Origin of the sequence: Paenibacillus sp. CFBP 13594 (genome assembly GCF_014842675.1) — a bacterium.
GTDB lineage: Bacteria > Bacillota > Bacilli > Paenibacillales > Paenibacillaceae > Paenibacillus > Paenibacillus amylolyticus_B.
Genome location: NZ_JACYVQ010000020.1, coordinates 1 through 17,677 on the forward strand (window position 1 = coordinate 1; position 17,677 = coordinate 17,677).

Sequence of the window (17,677 nt, forward strand, 5' to 3'; positions counted from 1 at the left end):
GAAATTTCTCCGCGTGAAGCCGAGAGCATGGACCCGCGTCAGCGATTGCTATTGCAGGAATCCTGGAGAGCGCTTGAAGATGCCGCTTATGGCAAAAGACAGCTTTCCTCCGGCCGGGTCGGTATGTTTGTCGGGGTGGAGAACAATGAGTATTTACAAGTTGTTGGTCTGGACGGGCCGCTTACATCCAACCACAATGCCATTCTGGCCGCTAGATTAGCCTATCTACTGGACCTGAATGGTCCCAATATGGCGATTAATACGGCTTGTTCTTCGGGGCTGGCGGCTGTTCATCAAGCCTGTACCAGCCTGCGAACTGGAGAGTGTGACACAGCTCTTGCGGCAGGGGTGAGCCTGCTGCTTACCGAGCAGGGACTCGAAGCGATGTCCCAGGCGGGCATGCTGTCTGAGGATGGGCGCTGTTATGCGTTTGACCAACGTGCCAATGGCATGGTCCCGGGAGAAGCGATAGCGGTTGTTGTATTAAAGACCTTATCCCAGGCTGAGGCGGATGGAGACTCGATCTACGGGGTCATTCGGGGCAGTGGCATGAACTATGATGGCAAAACGAATGGAATCACCGCACCAAGTGGGGTGGCACAAACAGCACTGATGAATGAGGTATATACCCGGTACGGCATTCGAGCGGAGAACATGCAGTACATTGTGACTCACGGGACGGGAACACGTCTTGGAGACCCAGTCGAAATCAATGCTTTGCAGGAGGCCTACAAAACGCGAAATATGGAGCCAGGCTCCTGTGCACTGACGTCGGTAAAAACGAATTTGGGTCATACCCTCGCTGCTTCGGGAGTGGTGAGCCTGATTAGCCTGGTACAGGCGATGCGTCATGAGACGATCCCGGCAAGTCTGCACTGTGAAGAGGAAAGTGAATATATCCGGTGGTCGGAGGGGCCGTTTTATGTGAATAAAAGCAATCGGTCTTGGCCACGAACAGAGCAGGCGAGGTTGGGTGCGGTAAGTGCCTTTGGCATGAGTGGAACCAACGTGCATGTCGTGGTGGAAAGTTATGAAGGCAGCAGGCAAAAACAAACCTCTGGTTATGCGGCATCTTATTATTTGCTGGCGTTGTCAGCCAAGACTGAAGAGGCACTACAGCGCAAGGTAGAAGATATGATCACCGCACTGGATCGGGAAGAAGAGCCGGATCTGACGGCAATCAGCTACACGCTGCTGGAGGGACGACAGCATTTCCGACACCGTTGTGCGGTGGTTGTGCAGTCCAGGGAAGATGCCCTATACATGTTGAAACAACGGGGGCAATCCAAGTCAGGGGTTTTGTTTGAGGGCGTGGTGCCAAGAAGGTTTACTGGACAAAAGCTGTTACAGGAGCATGGGGACGAATGGATTATCAAAAGCACCGAAAGAAGTCTGTCCTCGGAGAAACAGAGGGATATACTCCATGTGCTGGCTGATCTGTATGCCCAGGGCTATGATCTGAACTGGGGCCAGATGTATGGCGATGTACCACCATTACGCATCAGCCTGCCAACGTATCCTTTTGCCCGAGAGGAATATTGGATGGCGTCAAAGGAAAGGGAGCAAAGGGAAGAGCCGCCATCGCGGGAGCGCTCTTGGACTTCTCTTCACCCCCTGGTGCAACAAAATACGTCTGATTTCACTGAGCAAAGGTTCAGCTCGGTCTTCAATGGAAGAGAATTTTTCCTTAAGGATCATATTATTCATGGAGTCTCCGTACTTCCCGGGGTGGCCCAATTGGAGATGGCCCGGGCTGCATTGCAGCTTACCGTTGCCGGAACAAGACCTGTTTTTCTGCAAAATGTGGTGTGGATCAGTCCCGTTGTCATGGACGGAGATGCAGCAATTCATAACAGCATTCAGGTCGGAATCGGATTACATCCTGTCACAGAGAATCCCGAGCTTATAAGTTATGAGATATACCGACAAGGCCAGCAGGCTGAGGGGAAACGTCATGTATACAGTCAAGGACAGCTGGGATGGAATGAAAAGACTGAATCGGCTCCAATTCATGATCTGAACGAACTCATGACTGCATGCAGCCGATCGACTTGGACGGGTGAAGATTGTTACAAGGCATTTAGGCAAGCTGGTATCCAGTACGGACCTGCATTTGAGGGAATACAGCAATTGTTCATCGGTGAAAGGGAAGTTTTGGCCCAACTGAAGCTACCTGAGCATTTGTTGCCGGAAATGAACTCATATGTCCTTCATCCCTGTATATTGGACTCCGCGTTGCAGGCCTCTATTGGCATGATGCTGGAGCAACCTGATGTGGATGGGAAAAAGGCGGGACATGGTTCAGGTGAACCACAGCCTTCGGTTCCTTTTGCGTTAAAGAAAGTCCAGATCTACAAAGCTTGTGCTCAGGACATGTGGGCATGGGTGCGCTACAGCTCCGATTCCAGTTCGGATGGGAAAGGAATGACGCTTGATATGGATTTGTTTGATCAAAAAGGAGATGTCTGTGTTCGTTTAATTGGCTTTTCCTCCAGACAGCTTCCCGATCCAAAATCCACAGCGCCAGGTGCTGACACACCCGCTCAGTCTGAAATGCTGCTGTTAAAGCCGTACTGGCGGGAGATGGAGGTGGAGGTGGAAGGAGCAGGTCGGAGCCGGAAGACTCCAGACGCTGAGCATATCGTTATTTTATGTGGTGCATTCGCTTGCAGGTTGAGTGAGATGGAGCTTGAATTTCCGTCAGCATCGTTTATACCGATTGGGTTGGATCAGGGAATGGCCACTGCCGAAAAGTGGTTTGAGGATGGTGCCTTGCAGGTGTTTGGTACACTTCAAACGATACTGTCCAGTGAATCGAATAAACCGCGGATTATACAGGCCGTTGTGCCTAATGATGGAGAGCAGCGTTTGTATGCTGCGCTGTCAGGTATGTTGCAAACTATTAAACTCGAGTATCCGGCTGTTGCAGGACAGTTGATCGAAATGGACGAACAGTTGGACAACGCAGATATTTTACAGCAATTGAAGTTGGACGTTTGCGAGCCTAAAGATAGCTGGATTCGTTATACGGGTCGTCGACGGGAATGGGCAGACTGGCAAGAGATTGATCCGTCCACTGTTCTTGAACAACGGTTTTGGCGTGATCATGGTGTTTACCTCATTACAGGCGGTATGGGAGGGATTGGCCTTGTATTTGCGCAAGAGATCGCTACTCAGGCCAAGCATCCAACGCTTGTTCTCGTGGGCAGATCACCGATGGATGGTCTCATGGGACAATCCCTTGAAGTATTGCGAGAGCAGGGGGCACGGGTGGACTATTTGCAGGTTGATGTAGCGGATGGTGAAGCCGTGGATAACCTTGTTGATAGCATCAAACAAGTCTATGGCGCTATCCACGGCGTTATTCATGGAGCAGGATTAATCAGAGACAGCTTGTTTCTTGCCAAGACAGAGGAAGAATGGCGTGAGGTTATGAAACCCAAAGTGGCGGGCACTATACACCTGGATCGTTCTACACAGCAGGAAGCCTTGGATTTCTTCATCCTGTTCTCCTCTGGAACTGCCGTGCTCGGCAATATGGGGCAGAGTGATTACGCTACAGCCAATGCATTCATGGACCTATACGCAACATACCGGGAAACGATGGTGAGTCAGGGCAAACGAAGCGGCAGGACACTGTCCGTAAACTGGCCATTATGGGAAAATGGCGGCATGAAGGTGGACGCATCTGTCAAACAAATGATGTGGCGGCAAATGGGAATGAGACCCCTGCATTCGAGTCAGGGAATAAAGGCATTAACCCTTGCACTATCATCCGGTTCTTCCAGAGTGATGGTCATGGCAGGGAACCCTGAACGAATTCGGGACAAGATCAGAACTGTAAAATCACAAACACTAGATATTTCCTCTCCAATGTATACAGCTTCTCCCAAAGGGGAAAAGCACAGGGACGACCTCTATTCGGAACTGGTGGATCGTGTTCTGGACGGGGAACTAACGGAAGCGCAATTTGTTGAAGCGTTCATGAAGGAATAGGAGTGATCGGATGAAAGACGACTTGTATCAAATATACAATGATATCAGAACACGTAAACTAAATCCGCAAGATGCTGCCAATCAACTAACCTCTTTAATGGCGCAAAATCAACACAGCCAGACTTCCGGCGAGTCTCAGGAATCCGGGAATACGCTTCAGGCTAATACCGAGTTACATGAAAAGACACGCCGAATGTTGACTAAGGCTGTAGCTGATCAATTGAAGGTACGACCGGAGGAAATTGAAGCCGATGTGGAGCTCAGTGAGTATGGATTTGATTCCATTATGTTAACCGAACTGAGCAACTCCCTGAACAAGAACTACAGACTGAATCTGACGCCGGCCGTTTTTTTTGAACATTCAACTTTAGCGCAATTTACAGACTATGCTTTGGAAACCTATGTTGATCAATTTGCAGAACTGTGGACATCTCCTGCCGAGGCAAGAGATGTCCAGAAAACACATATTTCATCTGAATCCACAATGAAGAACAGATTTAAGTCATCCGAGAATTTCGAAATGGCTCACCATGATGAGAACGCTGAGACTTCTGAGAATGCTGGAACTTCCGTAAATGATGAGAGCTTTCATAAAGCTCAGGAAAACGCCAAGCATGGAAACTCCCGTCTGATGAGAGATACCAGCCCGCGATCTCAGGAAAGCCAATCTCGAACCCTTCAGCGAGCAGATAAGGCGATAACAACGTTTGAACCTGTTGCGATCGTAGGCATGACAGGAAGGTTTCCGATGGCAAAGGATATGGATGCGCTGTGGGAAAATTTAATCGAAGGAAGAGATTGTATCACCGAGATTCCATTGTCACGCTGGGATTGGAAGTCCATTTATGGAGATCCCCTAAAGGAATCGAATAAAACCAACATTAAATGGGGCGGATTTATAGATGGGGTGGATGAATTCGATCCTTCATTTTTTGGCATCTCCCCGCGGGAAGCGGAACTTATGGACCCACAGCAGCGTCTGCTAATGCTCTATGTATGGAAGACCATTGAGGATGCGGGCTATGCTGCTCAAAGCTTGTCTGGAAGTAACCTGGGTATATTCGTAGGCACCTCCGGAACGGGATACAGCAGTCTGATTTCCCGTTCCGGAATGGCTATTGAGGGGTATAGCTCAACCGGAATTGTTCCATCCGTAGGACCTAATCGAATGAGCTATTTTCTGAATGTACATGGTCCAAGTGAACCGATAGAGACGGCTTGTTCAAGCTCGCTAGTTGCCATCCACCGTGCAGTAACAGCGATGAGAAATGGGGATTGTGATGCAGCCATCGTTGGCGGTATTAATACCATCCTGACCCCGGAAGGACATATCAGCTTTAACCGTGCTGGGATGCTGAGTGAAGACGGACGTTGCAAAACCTTTTCCGAACAGGCTGATGGGTATGTTCGCGGTGAAGGTGTCGGCATGCTGATGCTAAAGCGGGTGAAAGATGCAGAACAAGCGGGAGATCACATCTATGGACTGATTCGGGGTACAAGCCAGAACCATGGTGGACGGGCTAACTCCTTAACGGCACCCAATCCAAAAGCACAGGCTGACCTATTGATCCAGGCCTATCGCAAAGCCGATATTGATCCAAGAACCGTCGGTTATATCGAAATCCATGGAACGGGGACACCTCTGGGTGACCCCATTGAAGTGAACGGGCTGAAGGCCGCTTTTAAAGAGCTGGCTCGTCAATCAGGAGATGAACCGCTTGGAACACCGCATTGCGGTTTGGGTTCTGTAAAGTCTCATATTGGACACCTTGAGATGGCTGCTGGTGTGGCGGGTGTCATGAAGGTATTGCTTCAGATGAAGCATCGTAAGCTCGTGCCAGGCTTGCATCTGGATCATATTAACCCCTATGTCCAATTGGACAACAGCCCGTTTTATATTGTGCGGGAAACAAGAGAGTGGGCTGTCCCGAGAGATAGCGATGGCAGGGAAATGCCTAGACGTGCGGGCGTGAGCTCCTTTGGTTTTGGCGGCGTGAACGCACATATCATTTTGGAAGAGTATATTCCGAATCGGGAGAATCATGAAAAAAATACAACAGCAATCCCCGGACAGCACCCTGCGATCGTAGTGTTGTCGGCCAGAAACGAAGCACGATTGCGTGAACAAGTGAATCAATTGCTTCTGGCCTTGCGTGAAGGAAAGTATGCAGAGAACGATTTGGCTAATATGGCCTATACGTTACAGATCGGACGCGAGCCTATGGAGGAGCGATTGGCACTGATTGTGGGAACTATGGCTGAATTGGAGACTGGCCTGACACATTACATGCATGAAGGAACAGTCACAGGTCATGACGGGATTGAAACCTACAGAGGGCAAGCCAAACGCAAGGATACACTCCTGTCACTAACAGAAGATGAGGAAATGCAGGATCTGGTCCATAAGTGGTACCTGCGTGGCAAGCTGGGCAAAGTCGCAGAGATCTGGACAAAAGGGTTCATTGTCCAATGGTCAGCCCTGTATGATGGGAAGAAACCAGCCAGAATCAGTCTGCCAACGTATCCGTTTGCCCAAGAGAAGTATTGGGTTCCTATCCCGGATTCCCGAATGCCGCGGCCATTCGAAGATGAATATTCGAACTGGGCAGGGGTTCTGCATCCCCTTGTACACAGTAACATTTCCAATTTATACTCACAGCGCTATGGCTCTATTTTTACTGGAACCGAGTCATTTTTGCAAACTTCTGCTACATCGGACAAACGGACTTTTCCCGATGTAGCCTGTATGGAAATGGCTCGTGTGGCGGCGCAGCATGCCATGGAGTCATCAGACGGGGATGGGCAATCGGTGATGGAGCTCAGATTATCCGATGTGAGGTGGGTGCAACATGACACAAACACCCTGAACACGGAGTTTCCATTACAGATTCAAATTGAGATTTACCCTGAAGAAGATCAGGAAGAACTTTTTTTCGAAATCAGCAGTGCAGGCAACAACAAGGGACGGCAGTTATTAACGTCGGGAAGAGTCTCCAGACTGGAAAGCTCTGCCTATGACCTAACAAGGTTTGACTTGCAAGCTGTACGTAAACGGTGTGAGTTGGATTCCAACCCAGCTACATCGGATGCAGATAATGCATGGTCTGGCGGGCAGACGACGGGCCGTGTGAAACAAAGTTATAAGGGGAATGGAGAAGTGCTGCTGCACATCTCCAGTTCCGTAGAAACTACAAGATCTACGAACATGATCATTGACCCGGAAATGCTGAATGACGCCATTCAAGTTGGAATGTGTGAACTTTGTGGGCAGCAGGGTCAAGTGAACCTCGGGGGAGCGTTTACATTAAAATCAGTCCATTCCTTGGAGGTTGTGCAGGATGGACAACCTGTTTGGGTATGGATTCGCCTGGGCACGGCGCCACATCATGACTCGACTGGAGCGGTTAGATCCGATCTCAGACTGGACGTAGCCATAGCCAATGATGCTGGTCAGGTTCTGGTCTGGATGGAACAAGTCACCGTGAGTGTGCCCGAGGTAGAAGGCGTAATCCTTCTGGAGCCATACTGGGAAACGGTCCCCAACCGCATGTCTTCTTCCGTACCGGTTTCCTACAGCGAACACCGGATTATTCTGTGTGGTGAGTTGACAAATTTCACGATGACCGAAATGTTGAAACAGGAAATGCCAGGGGTTTCCCTGATACAACTCGGTTCAGCAGGGACCCTTGCAGAGCGTTACGAAGCATATGTGCTTGCCCTGCTGGAGCAGTTCAAAGATGGTGAGAGCCTCCGTCATGAAGGAAGCAAATTCATTCAGGTTGTCATACCTGATGATGCAGAACAATCCAGACTCTGTACAGGGCTGTCTGGTCTGCTTCGTACCGTTCAGCTTGAACATCCGCAGGTGCGCTGCCAGCTTATTGAAATGCAGCGTGATACTTCACTGGAACAATGGCTGGAACGGCTTAAGTCCTGTGCAAATTTGCCGAATGAGGATCACTTGCGATATATGGAGAATCAACTGTACCGTGCATCATGGAAAGAACTTGTTCAGGACGTATCCGCCGAGGCAGTGAGTTCCATCGGTGAGCGTTCGAATCGGGATGGCCATGAGCATCTGCCAGCCCATCCGTGGCAAGACGGGGGCGTATACGTGATTACTGGAGGCGGCGGTGGTCTTGGAGCCATCTTTGCACAGGAGATCGCACTCAAGGCGACCGGGACAACGATTATTTTGACAGGCAGGTCTCCAGCGTTGCCAACTGCCGTCAGGCAGAGGATACAGGAACTGCCCGCCCACATTCAATATTTGACCATGGATGTAGCGGATGGAGAGAATGTTCAGACAGTGCTGGCGATGGTCCGTCATACGTATGGGAAAGTGAACGGGATTTTGCATGGCGCTGGCATTACCCGGGACCGTCTGCTTGAAAATAAAACAGGTGCAGAATGCAGAGAGGTGTTGGCATCCAAAGTTGCAGGGACGGTTTATCTGGATGAAGCAACACGGAGGGATGATCTGGATGTCATGATTTTATTTTCTTCCGGTACAGGCGTGACAGGTAACATTGGACAGGCAGACTACGCAGCAGCCAATGCTTTCATGGATCGTTATGCTGCTTATCGCAATACGCTTGTCCAACGAGGAGAGCGGACCGGACAAACGTTATCGGTGAACTGGCCTCTTTGGGAATCGGGAGGCATGCAGATCAATGAACACCAATTACGCAATTTGAAAAAACAGACGGGCATGCACCCTCTGCGTGAAGAAGAAGGAACGGCAGCCTTGTATCAGGCATTGGCAAGTGGAAGAAGTCAGGTACTGGTTGCGGCAGGTGAAGTGACCCGATTGAGACAGAAGTTTTTGTCTTCCCCCGATGCTCTTGACTCACGGAATGCGGGGGAGCCAGCAATCCCAGAGGAACAGACGGATACAGCCTGGCTTGAACATAAGGTCAGGGAAACGATGGCTTCCATGATTTCGTCACTTCTTAAGGTGCAGGTTACACAAATTGATCCCGAGGTTGAACTTGGGGAGTATGGACTTGATTCCATCATGCTGACGGAACTGACCAACACACTTAACGAGAATTTCAACATGAGTCTTACCCCGGCACTGTTTTTTGAATATTCGACGCTGCAAGCCTTCTCGCAATATGTAACACGTACCTACCAACAACAATTTTTGACGAGATTCTCATCCCAGATGGTTTCCACACAAGCGAAGAGTGGGACTGAACGAGCTGAACCTCTTGTTTTCCGACGATTTGCAAGTAAACATGCCTCGGACGTGGGAAGGATGAAACCAACGAACGTCATGGAGGATCAAGGCATTGCCATCGTAGGCATGAGCGGTATTTTCCCGAAGGCTGCTGACCCGGACGAGCTGTGGGACAATCTGGCAGCCCAGCGGGATTGCATTACGGAAATTCCTCGGTCTCGGCGGGAAAAGTATGCCAATCAAAGGGATTCTTTTAACGAGACTGGGGAGCTTGACAAGATCTGGGGAGGGTTTATTGAGGGTGTGGATCAATTTGATCCCGGATTCTTTGGTATTTCTCCCCGTGAGGCGGAACTTATGGACCCGCAGCAGCGGCTGCTAATGTTGTATGTGTGGAAAGCGATTGAAGACGCCGGATATGCTCCGCAAAGCCTTTCTGGCAGCAAGCTGGGCATATTTGTGGGAACGGCTGGTACGGGATACAGCAATCTCATCGCGTCTTCAGGTATGGCTCTGGATAGCTATACGTCTACGGGAATTGTACCTTCGGTTGGACCGAACCGGATGAGTTATTTTCTTAACGTCCATGGCCCGAGCGAGCCGATTGAAACCGCATGCTCCAGTTCGCTGGTTGCGATCCATCGCGCAGTCACGGCGATGAGGAACGGGGATTGCAATGCAGCCGTTGTAGGCGGTATTAATACCATTTTGACACCCGAAGGATATATAAGCTTAACTAAGGCAGGTATGTTGAGCAGTGATGGTCGGTGTAAAACGTTCTCCGCTCAGGCTGATGGATATGTTCGAAGTGAAGGGGTCGGCATGTTGATGATCAAACCGCTCAAGGATGCCGAGGAAGCAGGAGATCATATCTATGCCGTTATCCGTGGAACAAACGAAAACCATGGGGGTCGCGCCAATTCATTAACGGCACCCAACCCCAAAGCTCAGACGGAATTGTTATTCGAAGCGTACCAAAAAGCAGGAATTGATCCGAGAACGGTAGGTTATATCGAAACACACGGCACAGGCACTCCTTTGGGCGATCCGATCGAGGTCAATGCGCTTAAAGCGACGTTTAGGAATCTGTATGAACACACAGGGGATAGCCAAATGGGTGAGGCGCATTGCGGACTAGGCTCGGTAAAAAGCAATATAGGGCACTTGGAGATGGCTGCTGGCATTGCAGGTGTAATCAAAGTGCTGCTGCAATTAAAACATCAAAAACTGGCTCCAAATCTCCATCTGGATGAAGTGAATCCCTACGTGCAACTAGAGGACAGTCCGTTCTACCTTGTTCGTGATCTCCAAGAATGGAAGCCGATTACAAATGCGGACGGAAAGGTGATGCCAAGACGAGCGGGGGTCAGTTCGTTTGGTTTTGGTGGTTCCAATGCTCACGTCATTCTTGAAGAGTATACGGGAAAATTGGATAAAAAAGAGGCGGATCACTCAGCGGCACCTGAATATCCGGAAATGATTGTTCTGTCTGCACGGAATAAAGGTGAGCTTCAGGAGCAGGTTCGTTTGTTGCTGAAGGGATTGCAGTACAATTCATATATGGATGCTGATCTCCGCGATCTGGCCTATACGTTACAAGTGGGACGTAATGCAATGGAGGAGCGGTTGGGTGTGCTGACTTCCAGCATCGCCGATCTAAAGGAAAAGCTTAGCGTAGCACTGGATGAAGGCATGAAACAACTACCAGAAGGTTTAATGTACCAAGCGAGTCTGCATGGTGGCAGTGAAGCATTACGGTTTAACATGGACGAAGGCACAGAGGAAATCGTAAACCAATGGCTGCAAAACGGATCCTATGGAAAGGTGCTGGATCTGTGGACCAAGGGATATCCGGTTCGTTGGGAGCATTTATATAAAGATGATCCAGATAAACCTTCCAGGTTAAGCTTGCCCACGTATCCATTTGCCAAGGAAAAGTATTGGGTGTCGTATCAGTCCGTCCAAAAATTCGAATCGGGTTCCCCGGCCGAAAGACAACAATTTGGTTCTGAGAGTCAGCACATACCATCGGAAGAAGCAACGGAACTGCTTTCTTTTCAGGAAATTTGGGAAGAATCCTCTCGTCTTGACTCAGATTCGGCCAAGCTGGCGAGAGAAGATGTCAGGGGACTGATATGTCTGTTATCGGATAAAAACAAACAGTCTATCATTCGCGAAATGTTGGCTCGCCGCAGTCCGAATACCGAGGTCTATTTTGTTGAAGAGGCAGGCCCGGAGGCCGGGGAAATGGATCGGGAAGCATACTGTCAGCAATTTCGTATGATCGCCAAGCAAGGAGATCATATTGATGCGGTTCTGTATCTGTGGCCGTTGGATGATGCCCAATATTTACGTGATACAAGTCCGATTGTACACATGATTCAAGCGATGGTTATGGAGAATATACATCCCAAACGTATTTTATTGGCTGGTGAACATGCCACTGCGCTGGATCAGTGTTACCTCGACTCATGGATTGGCTTTGAACGTTCAATAGGTCTGAGTATGAAGAAGACGAAACTAACCGTATGCAGCTCGCAGGCACGACAGAACTCGGATATGTTGGCATTTGCGGACCTGTCGAACCTGCTGTGGGATGAACTTTTATCGGAATCGCCACAAAGTGTTCGTTTTGAGCAAGGACGTCGTTTGGTAAGTCGAATGAAGCAAGTTGATTTAACGAAACATGCTGATGAGTATACCCGTTATCCGAAGCCTGGACAGACTGTATTGATTACAGGTGGACTTGGCGGATTGGGTGTTATTTTCGCAAAAGTCTGGGCTTCAAAGGGAATCAATCTTGTTTTGATGGGGCGATCTCCGCTGGATGAGCTGAACAGGCAATTGCTCAAGGACCTTGGAAAAAATGGCAGTCAGGTCATATATGTTCAGGCAGATGTGAGTGAAGCGGCAGAAGTAACAACGGCTCTGCAATCCGCCAAAATGCAATGTGGCGATATCCACGGATGGATCCATGCCGCCGGAATGGAAAGTCAGGAAACCCTTCTGTCCAAAAGCGTACAAGCATTCGAACGAGTGTTACGTCCCAAGGTTAAAGGATTACTTGTGATGGATGAAGCATTGCAAAACGAACCTCTGGCTTTTCGCTGTTATTTTTCATCCTCGTCGGCGCTGCTGGGGGACTTTGGTTCCTGTGACTACGCAGTGGCCAATCGTTTTCAGATGGCGTACGCCCAGATGCAGGATCAGAATATTCGTACAATCGCCATTTTATGGCCACTTTGGAGAGAAGGCGGAATGGGCTCCAGGACGTCAGAAGGTACGGACATGTATCTGAGAACAAGTGGATTGCGTTTTCTGGAAAAGGATGAGGGGATCGCTTTTTTTGATCAGGCGATCAGACAATCCGGTACACATCAGCTTGCTCTAGCAGGAAGGCCAAGCCGGATACATCGTTTTTTGGGCTTGGACATGCCGGCTTCCAAGCAGTCTTCCCCTGGATTGCGCACGAAAGCGAGAAATCAGGATCAGGCCCAGGTAAGGAATTCACATTCACCATTAGGCAAGACTTTACAGGAATGTCTAGAACAAGAACTGAGAGGCTGGGCTGCTCAACTGTTGAAAATGGAAGCAACCAAGTTGGACCCGGACCGGAATCTGGCGGATTATGGTTTTGATTCGATCAGTCTAGCAGAATTCGCTGAGCTTATGAGCCAGCAATTCCGGCTTGAATTGTCGCCGACCGTCTTTTTTGCACATTCCACCCTGAACAAACTTTCTCAGCATCTGATCACATCCTTTTCCGAAGAAATGGAAGCAAGGTACAGCATGATGTCAACCGCATATCCAACACCAATACAAGATCACTCTCATACAGATAGAAACACCAATCCATCTGTAATGGAGCAGCTTGACGGACCAATGGAGCATCCTGTCCCTGAGCCTTCCGAACTTCACAGGGAAGAGCCTATAGCCATCATCGGCATGAGCGGAAGGTTTCCGCAGGCAGGCACCATCGAGGATTTGTGGACAAATGTTGAATCAGGTTCTTCCTGTATATCGAGATTGCCCCGCAGTCGTTGGACCTCAGAAGGCGGGAAGGATGTAACCGATGAGAATGCTGGTATTCCTGCATGGGGAGGTTATTTGGCGGATATTGATCGCTTTGATCCAATGTTTTTCCATATTTCACCGAATGAAGCAGCGATGATGGACCCCAGACAACGTCTATTCCTGGAAGAGGCATGGCATGCTCTGGAGGATGCCGGTTATATGGGGGATCGTATTCGTGGTCAGAATTGTGGTGTATATGTTGGGGTTGAAGAAGGCGAGTATGGTTATTTGACAGCAGAAAAAGGATCGATTAACGGTAATCAAAATGCCACACTTGCGGCCCGTATTGCCTATGTTCTGGATCTGAAAGGGCCCAATATGGCGATCACCGCCGCATGTTCTTCAGGGCTGGTAGCTCTTCATCAAGCGTGTCAAGCGTTAAGAAGCGGAGAGTGCGACACAGCCTTGGCCGGGGCAGTGAGTCTGATACTGTCTCCCATGCTGCACACAGCTCTCCATCGGGCAGGCATGTTATCCCCCGACGGCCAGTGCCGCGTATTTGACGAACGTGCTAACGGAATGGTGCCTGGTGAGGCTGTGACCGCGTTGATGCTCAAACCTTTGAAACAGGCCATTCAGGACGGAGATCATATTTATGGCACAATTAGAGGCAGTGGTGTTAATTATAGCGGACGAACCAATGGATTGACCGCGCCTGATCCTGAGTCACAGGCAGCGTTGATGAAAATGGTGTACAAACGGTATCGGATTGATCCACGCAGCGTGCAGTTCATCATGTCGCAAAGTGTGGGATCACCGATAGGAGATGCAATTGAGATGCAGGCATTATCCAACGTATATGGTTCTTACAACAATCAGGATATATCCGTGGCGATTGGCTCCGTAAAACCTTTAATCGGACATACCTTTGCGGCATCCGGTTTGGTTAGCCTTATAACGATGTTGATGGCCATGAGGCATAGAACAATTCCCGCTGTGCATTCCTATGAAGAGCCTAATCGGCATATCAACATGAGCATGGGCAGCAACCTCATTATCAATAAAGAAAACAGACCGTGGAGAATGCCGTTGAATGCATCAAGGATGGGAGCGATTAGCACCACAGGCATCAGTGGGACAAATGCACATGTGGTCATCGAAGAGTACGTTGCCGCGGAAACAGAGCAAAATGATGCAGTGAGCGAAGATTCGGTGGCCCAAGTTGTCATTCTGTCGGCGTTGAACAAGGAACGCTTGCAGGCCGCTGCACAGCAACTCCTGAATACAGTCATATTAAATAACGAGCTGAGCTTGAGGGATGTGGCGTATACGCTGCAAGTGGGCAGAGAAGCGATGCCGGAACGCTTGGCTCTAATTGTGAGTAATAAAAAAGAACTCATTATCGGGCTGAAGAAGTTTTTGAAAGCGGAAAAGGCAAATAAAAGCATGGTCGATTCTTGTCCGATGTTTACTGGAAGGGCAGAAGAAGACTCGGCAGTGAAGGAGCTGTTGTCAGGAAGGACTGGCGAAAAAATATTGAGAGCTTTCATGGCTGAGGGCAGCCTTGATAAAATTGCACTGTATTGGTCCAAAGGAGGCAACGTTTCATGGGAAGGTCTGCATGAAGGAAAGCCTGCTCAAATCATTTCATTGCCTGGTTATCCATTTGAAAAGAGAAGATGCTGGGTTGACCTTACTCATACTCACACTCATGCTAAATCTGTGGTCATTTCCAGCCTGGAGGAAGGGGCTCCTGATTCCGGTGTGGATGTAGCCGGGAATACATCACTGGAACACAGGATCACAGCCATCATCCTGAATCTGCTTGGCTTGGAAAGCGGTGAGATTCAGGAAGAAACACCTCTTGTGCAATATGGAATGGACTCCATCGTGTTTATCCAGTTCATTCAACGATTGCAAACCGAGCTGAATCCTGAAATCAATGCAGCAGATTTGCAACATTGTTTGACTTTGGCAGACCTCATAGCAAGTCTGACAGACAGATTAAATCAGACCCCTATGCTTCAGGGCAAGCCAACAAGTTTTAGTGTCACCGGACCGGAAGAGCAAACAAATGGCTCTTTGAAGTCGGTTGCTAAGGCATGGCCACAATTCCCCGAACTTGTTCGGCTGAATCATGCTTCTGAAGGCAGACCCATCTTCTGGTTTCATGCCGCAATGGGTGGGGTTGAAGGTTATCAGGTTATTGCATCCCGGTGTACGCGACCCTTCTACGGTATTCAGGCAAGAGGCTGGATGACTGACCGCTCTCCGTTATATGGGATCGAAGGCATGGCGATGTATTATGTGCATGTCATAAAAACCGTTCAGCCGGAAGGGCCGTATGATCTCGGTGGTTATTCTCTTGGCGGCCTGATTGCATATGAGGTGTGCAGGTTACTTCAGAATCAGGGTGACCAGGTGAACAGCATGGTGATGCTGGATTCGATCTATCTCTCTGATGAAGACGAAATGACTTCGTCGGACAAAGGTTATATTTTACAGTCCGTTAATATGTCGCTAATGTCTTCGATTCTTCATCAACCGGAGAAAATTGCAGACACGTTAATTCACCGCGATGAAATCAATATGGAATTAAGTAATGAGGATTTTCTTAAACACTTAACAGAAATTGCGAAATCCAGAGGGCTTTTCAAAAATGAGAAGCATCTGCAGCAGCTCATTGAGCAATGTGTCAAGGTTCAGCAGGCGTATCAGGCAGACCAGTACCAAGTTCAATCGCTTGCAGATCGAGATGCTGTGGCATGTTATTATTTCCGCAATCAAAGCGGACATTTCTTTGGTGAACTTGAGCCTTACTTTGTCACAGATGAAGATTGCATCGAACTGAACAACTCAACCTATTGGAGCATATGGGCGGAGAACATTCCGAATTTTAATATGTTTGACATCGATGTTTCCAACCATATGTTACTGTTGTCCAATCCCGCAAGCTCTGATCGAATAGGTGCTTTCTGCAAGCAGTTGTATTCAAATGAAGGGGTTACGGAAAAAGACATTCAATCCTTCAAAAAAAGCACCAAAGCAAAAGTCCCACGCAAGAGTTCCAAAAACCAGATCAAATAAGATCAGAAAAAAGCGTTGCTCATGAAAGAGCGACGCTTTTTTTCGATCTTACGATCTTACATAATGGTCATCTATTGTTCAAGCGGACAAGCAACCGTTGAAGACCGCGAAAGCCTACATTGGAAAGCCATTCAGGCTCATTCTGTATCCATTCCATATGGGGATACCTTGCGATTAGGCGGCTCATGGCAATCTCTGTTTCCATCATCGCCAACTGGGCACCGATGCAAGAATGAATTCCTACACCAAAGGCCAGATTCCGCGCTTCATTACGTTCAATATCAAATAGATGAGGATCGGTAAATTTTCGCGGATCATGATTGGCTGAACCGAAGCAGAACATGATCAATTCTCCCTTTTTAATCTGCTGATCTAGAATTTCCATGTCCTCAAGGGCGGTTCTTACGGTAATCTGTGCAGGGCTTTCATAGCGAAGGACTTCCTGAATGGTGCTTTTGATCAGACCCGGAGATTCTTTCAATTTCTGAAGTTGTTCCGGATGTTTCATCAGTGTAAGCATGCCATTCCCAATCAGGTTACGTGTGGTCTCATGTCCGGCGAAGAGAAGCATGGCACATTGTGCATGAATTTCTTCAATTGTCAGGTGCACACCATCATCATCAGTTGCTTCTATAAGGTAAGTAATAAAATCTTCCTGAGGATGTATTCTTCGTTCTTCAATCACATCTGTTAAATAGGCAGTCAACAGAACCAAAAGATTTTGTGCACGCGTGACATCCTCATATGTAACCGTCATGGAACCGAACAAGTGAACGAGGCTATCTGCACATTCGGCCACACGTTCATATTGTTCCTCAGGCAGACCCAGCAGTTTCATAATGACTTTGGTGGGAAGCGGGTAAGCATAATCCCGAATCAAATCCACCTCTTCTTTTCCTTCCAGTTCATCAAGAGAGTCGTCGATCAGATCCATAATGTAGGGAGCCAGATTTTTGACCGACACGGAGAAGGCCTGGGTTAACATTTTGCGATATCTGATGTGAGAAGTGCCATCCTGAAGGGACATCCACATCGAGAACAGACGAATAAACTCCAGAATTCCATAGAGCTGTTGCTCCGAAAACTGGACGGCCCAATATTGTTGTGCCGTGTTATGGGAAATGCGTGGGTCTGAAATGTACTTGTTTACGGTTTCATATCCACCGATGTACCAAAGTCCTCCATAAAGATTCACTTTGTGAATTTCGCCTTGCTGAATCAGCTGTCGATACACGTCATACGGATTACCGAAGAAGTTTTCATTATAGAATGTGGTTGGATCATTGACATCAATGACAGGCATTGACAAGTGGTTTCCTCCTTTTATCACGCGCTTTTTGAAAAATAAAGGAAATTATACAAAAATAGAGTAGCATGTATACTAGAATCTGTCGAGTT

Annotated in this window: 3 protein-coding genes; 2 read left to right on the plus strand and 1 reads right to left on the minus strand. The window is 48.5% G+C overall.

Annotated elements, in window-relative coordinates:
• Together IFU39_RS31720 and IFU39_RS31725 are read left to right on the plus strand one after the other, a co-directional pair.
• A partial coding sequence (locus IFU39_RS31720) for a type I polyketide synthase (protein WP_192136424.1) occupies nucleotides 1-3,996 on the plus strand: 3,996 nt, incomplete at its 5' end.
• 10 nt (nucleotides 3,997-4,006) lie between these two features.
• Nucleotides 4,007-16,279 (plus strand): SDR family NAD(P)-dependent oxidoreductase, encoded by a 12,273-nt coding sequence (locus IFU39_RS31725; RefSeq protein ID WP_192136425.1) that lies wholly within the window; start codon nucleotides 4,007-4,009, stop codon nucleotides 16,277-16,279.
• A gap of 67 nt (nucleotides 16,280-16,346) precedes the next feature.
• On the opposite strand, the gene IFU39_RS31730 is transcribed toward IFU39_RS31725, so the two are convergent.
• Nucleotides 16,347-17,582 (minus strand): cytochrome P450, encoded by a 1,236-nt coding sequence (locus tag IFU39_RS31730; RefSeq protein ID WP_244661183.1) that lies wholly within the window; start codon nucleotides 17,580-17,582, stop codon nucleotides 16,347-16,349.
• Nucleotides 17,583-17,677: the final 95 nt, after the last annotated feature.